Raw genomic sequence first — 3,930 nt, forward strand, 5'->3', positions numbered from 1 at the left:
AAGACCCCAAGCCGTTCGTCTGGACGAAGACCGCGGACCAAATCCTCGAATCACTGGCCTCATACTGCCGACGAATTACCGACTCAGAACACTAGTGGCTCACGGACCCGCTTGTTGACCGAGCGCACACTGCCACGAGTACCTCGGCGTGGCCTGTACAGGCAGGCGTCCAGCTGCGTGCCAACGGAACGCATTGCCTCAAACAAGCATGTGCATGTGCATGTGTGGGCCATCGCAAGGGGTGAGGGCCACACCCGCTCAAGGTCGTCAACCCGATCAAGTTGCTCCAGGACGAAGCAGTCATGTGTGAGCGTGGTGTGTCTGGCCAACGTTGAGGGCTGTGTCAGTGCTCGGTCGTACCCTTTCGCCATGCGTAGAGGAGCGATCACACGGGAGTCCGTGCTCAAGGCCCTTGTGGAGCACGACGAGTTGGGGCGGGAAGCCTTCTTGGCGAAGTACGGCTTTGGGGAGGCGCGGTCGTACGTCCTGGTGTACGAGGGGCAGGAGTATGACTCCAAGGCGGTCGCCGGGGTGGCTCACAAGTGGGACCAGGGGCGTGCCCTTGCGGCGGACGAGTTCAGTGGAGGCAAGGACCATGCTGCGGCGTGGCTCAAGCGGGCGGGTTTTCAGGTGAAGGCTGTCAAGAACCCGGATTGGGCCCGGGACGAGATCATCCTGGCCTGCCGTCTGGTGATGGATAACGACTGGAAGGGGCTGGATGCCCAGGACAGCCGGGTGGTGGAGCTGTCTGTCCTGCTCCAGTTGCTTCCCCTCCATGCGGAAGCCGAGCGTAACGAGAAGTTCCGGAACCCCAACGGGGTCGCTCGCAAGACGTTCGACATTGCCACACGGCACCCGGAGTATCAGGGCAAGCCCACCAACGGCGGTGCCCTCGATGTTGCGGTGCTGCATGAGTTTCTTGCCCGGCCGGCAGAGATGACCGAGGTTGAGCGGCTCATCCGGCAGGGTATCGCCGCCGGCGACTTGCAGGCCCTCGCACCGACGGAGGACGAGGAGTTCGGCGACGATTACAGCGCCCCGGAGGGGCGGCTCCTGATGCGGCGTCACCGGGCGCGCGAGCGGAACAAGAGCCTGCGCAAGAAGAAGATCGCTACTGTTCTTCAGCGCGGCGGACAGCTCGCTTGTGAGGCGTGCGGGTTCGACTTCGAGGGAGTCTACGGGGACCGCGGCGCCGGGTACATCGAGTGCCATCACGTCCTTCCGCTCCACGTGGCGGGGGAGGGGCGGACCAAGCTCAGTGATCTCGCCCTCATATGCGCCAACTGCCACCGCATGATCCACCGGCGCGCCCCCTGGCCGACTCCTGGGGAGCTGCGGGCCTCTATCGAGCAGAAGCATGCAGCTGACAGGCGTGCAGCGGAAGTCCTGGCACGACCGCGCAGGGCGGCCGACGAGCAGATGCCGAACCCGTGATCTGACATCCACTGCTGACATCAACGGCGGCGCACAACGGCAGTCCCGGAGAACCCTGGACGGCAGTCTTCACCGGGATCGCCATGGTGCTTAGCCGCCTCCAGTCGGAACTTGCAAAGCAAATGTCGGCGGTTCGAAACCGTCCGCGCCCACCACCACCGAAGGCCCCCGACCGATCATGGTCGGGGGCCTTCGGCGCGTTCTCTTCGGCCCGGGTCGGCTCCCGAGCCCTGCCCGTACCTGGCGTTGTTCGGCTGTTGGAGGGCTTCTTTCGGCAGGGCCGGATGGCGGGATGGCGTGGAATTGGGTTGAGTTGGGGCGAAGTGCCGTGTTGTGTGGAGTGATCCGCAGGGGTGGTTGACCACCGGCCCCGGTATGCGGCGGGACAAGTCGCGGCGCCGGGCGTCGTTGTGCGACACGGGGGAGTGCCACGCGTGCAGACAGATGTCATGCCGTCCGTCGGGCGGGTCGATCCGCGCGGTGGAGGGGGCGCTCGGGCGGTTCGGGCGTGGTGGGGGCTTGTCGGGGTGTGCGTGGGGTTTGTCGTTGTCGCCGGGGTGCTCGTGCCGGTCGGGTTGCCGCTGGGGTGGGACGAGATCGTCTACGCCAGCAGGTTCGGGCCGTACGGGCCAGGCGTGCCGTTCAGTGCGCCGCGTACGCGCGGGGTGCCCCTGTTGCTCGTGCCCGTCGCCTCCTGGAGCGATTCGGTCGTGCTCCTGCGCCTCTGGATGGCCGCGCTCGCGGGCGGGGCGCTCTACGCGGGGTTTCGGCCGTGGCTGGGGGTGCTGCGGCGGCCTGCGGCGGTGTGGGTGGCCGCGGGGCTGTACGGGAGCCTGTGGTTCGCGCTGTTCTACGCCAACTCCGCCATGCCCAACCACTACACGGCGATGGGCGCCGCCGCCGCGACCGGCTGCTTTCTGCGGCGCCGTCCCGGACGGGCCGCGTACGCCGGGATCGTCGCCGGGCTGGCCGTTGTCACGCTGATGCGGCCCAACGACGGTGCCGCCGTGGCCCTTCCGCTGTTCGTCGCCGCGACGCTGGTGCCCGCCTGGCGCTGCCGGGGGCGGCTCGTCGCCGTGGTGGCGGGTGTCGCGGCGGGGGCGCTGCCCTGGGTCGTGGAGGCGTGGCTGCGGTTCGGTGGTGTGCCGGGGCGGCTCGCCGAGGCGAGCGACACCCAGGGCGGTCTGCGGCCCGTCCTGTCACTGAAGGCTCATCTCACCGCCCTGGACGGCCCGTTGCTCTGTCGCCCCTGCACGGGCGACACCGTCGCCTCGGGCGTCGTCGAATGGTGGCTGCTGCTTCCGCTGCTGGTCGTCCTCGGGCTGTGGACCGTACGCCGCACCCGGCGCGCGAACGCCCCGCTGTGGCTCGCGGTCGCCGTCGCGGTGGCCGCCTCGCTGCCGTACCTCTTCCTCGTCCCCTACGCGGCGCCCCGTTTCCTGCTGCCCGGCTACGCCCTGCTGGTGCTGCCCGCCGCCGTCGGTCTGCTCGCCGTCGCCGACCGGGCGCGCGGCTCGCGTCCGGTCGCGGTGGCCCTCGTCCTCGTCCTGCTGGGGCACGCCGGTGTGCAGATCGCGCAGGTACGGACGCATGTGAGCGTCCAGGAACGGGCGCGCGGCGACTGGCAGCGGATCAGCGCCGTACTGCGCGAGAACGGGGTACGGCCGCCGTGCCTGATCAAGGGGAACAGCTCGGCGATCCCCGTCGCGTACACCGCCGGCTGCGCGTCGGCGGACATGGACGACCCGGCGCCCGCCACGGCGGTCATCCTGCGTCGCGCGGACCCGCCGGACTGGGCGCGGGACTGGCCGCGCAGGCCGGTCCCCGGCACGTACAACCCCGGCTGGTCCGTCGCCGTACGGGACTGAGTCGTCCCGTACGGCCCGCAGCGTCCTCGTGGACCGCCCGGCCGGGCTCCTACACTCGGGCTCATGCGATGGAACGAGATCGGTGACGTCGACTGTTCGGTCGCGCGAGCCCTGTCGGTGGTGGGGGACCGCTGGACGCTGCTCGTGCTGCGCGACGCCTTCCTCGGTGTCCGGCGGTTCGAGGACTTCCGGGCGAACACGGGCGCGTCACGGCCCCTGCTCACCGAGCGGCTGGCCACGCTCGTGGAGCACGAGGTGCTGCGGCGGGTGCGGTACCAGGAGCGGCCCGAGCGGTACGAGTACCGGCTCACCGAGAAGGGCGCCGGCCTGTACCCCGTGATCGTCTCGCTCCTCGCCTGGGGCGACCGGTGGATGGCGGGCGACGACGGTCCGCCCGTACGGCTCCGCCACGAGACGTGCGGGCACACGATGACGCCCGAACTGGCCTGCCCCGACTGCGGCGAGCCGATCGACCCGCGGGACGTACGGCCGACGCTCCGCGCCGGGACGGGCGAGGCGAGTTACGTCAACTCCTAGGGCCTGTCTTCGAAGTAGCGCCGTCCGCCCGTAGGGCGGGGCCTGCGCCCGCCGCGGAGCGGCTGATGTCTCGTTGGTGCGGTGCATCGCA

3 protein-coding genes are annotated in these 3,930 nt (G+C 69.7%); all 3 read left to right on the plus strand.

The annotated features are described in order from the left end of the window. Positions 1-369 precede the first annotated feature (369 nt). Positions 370-1,434, plus strand: a complete 1,065-nt coding sequence (locus ACFUN8_RS37085; protein WP_383647776.1) for an HNH endonuclease — start codon at positions 370-372, stop codon at positions 1,432-1,434. A gap of 533 nt (positions 1,435-1,967) precedes the next feature. Next, positions 1,968-3,302, plus strand: a complete 1,335-nt coding sequence (locus ACFUN8_RS37090) for a hypothetical protein (protein ID WP_383647779.1) — start codon at positions 1,968-1,970, stop codon at positions 3,300-3,302. A 63-nt stretch (positions 3,303-3,365) separates the two neighbouring features. After that, positions 3,366-3,839 (plus strand): winged helix-turn-helix transcriptional regulator, encoded by a 474-nt coding sequence (locus ACFUN8_RS37095; protein ID WP_383647782.1) that lies wholly within the window; start codon positions 3,366-3,368, stop codon positions 3,837-3,839. Positions 3,840-3,930 lie beyond the last annotated feature (91 nt).

Origin of the sequence: Streptomyces sp. NPDC057307, from assembly GCF_042667665.1 — a bacterium.
In the GTDB taxonomy this organism is placed as follows: domain Bacteria; phylum Actinomycetota; class Actinomycetes; order Streptomycetales; family Streptomycetaceae; genus Streptomyces.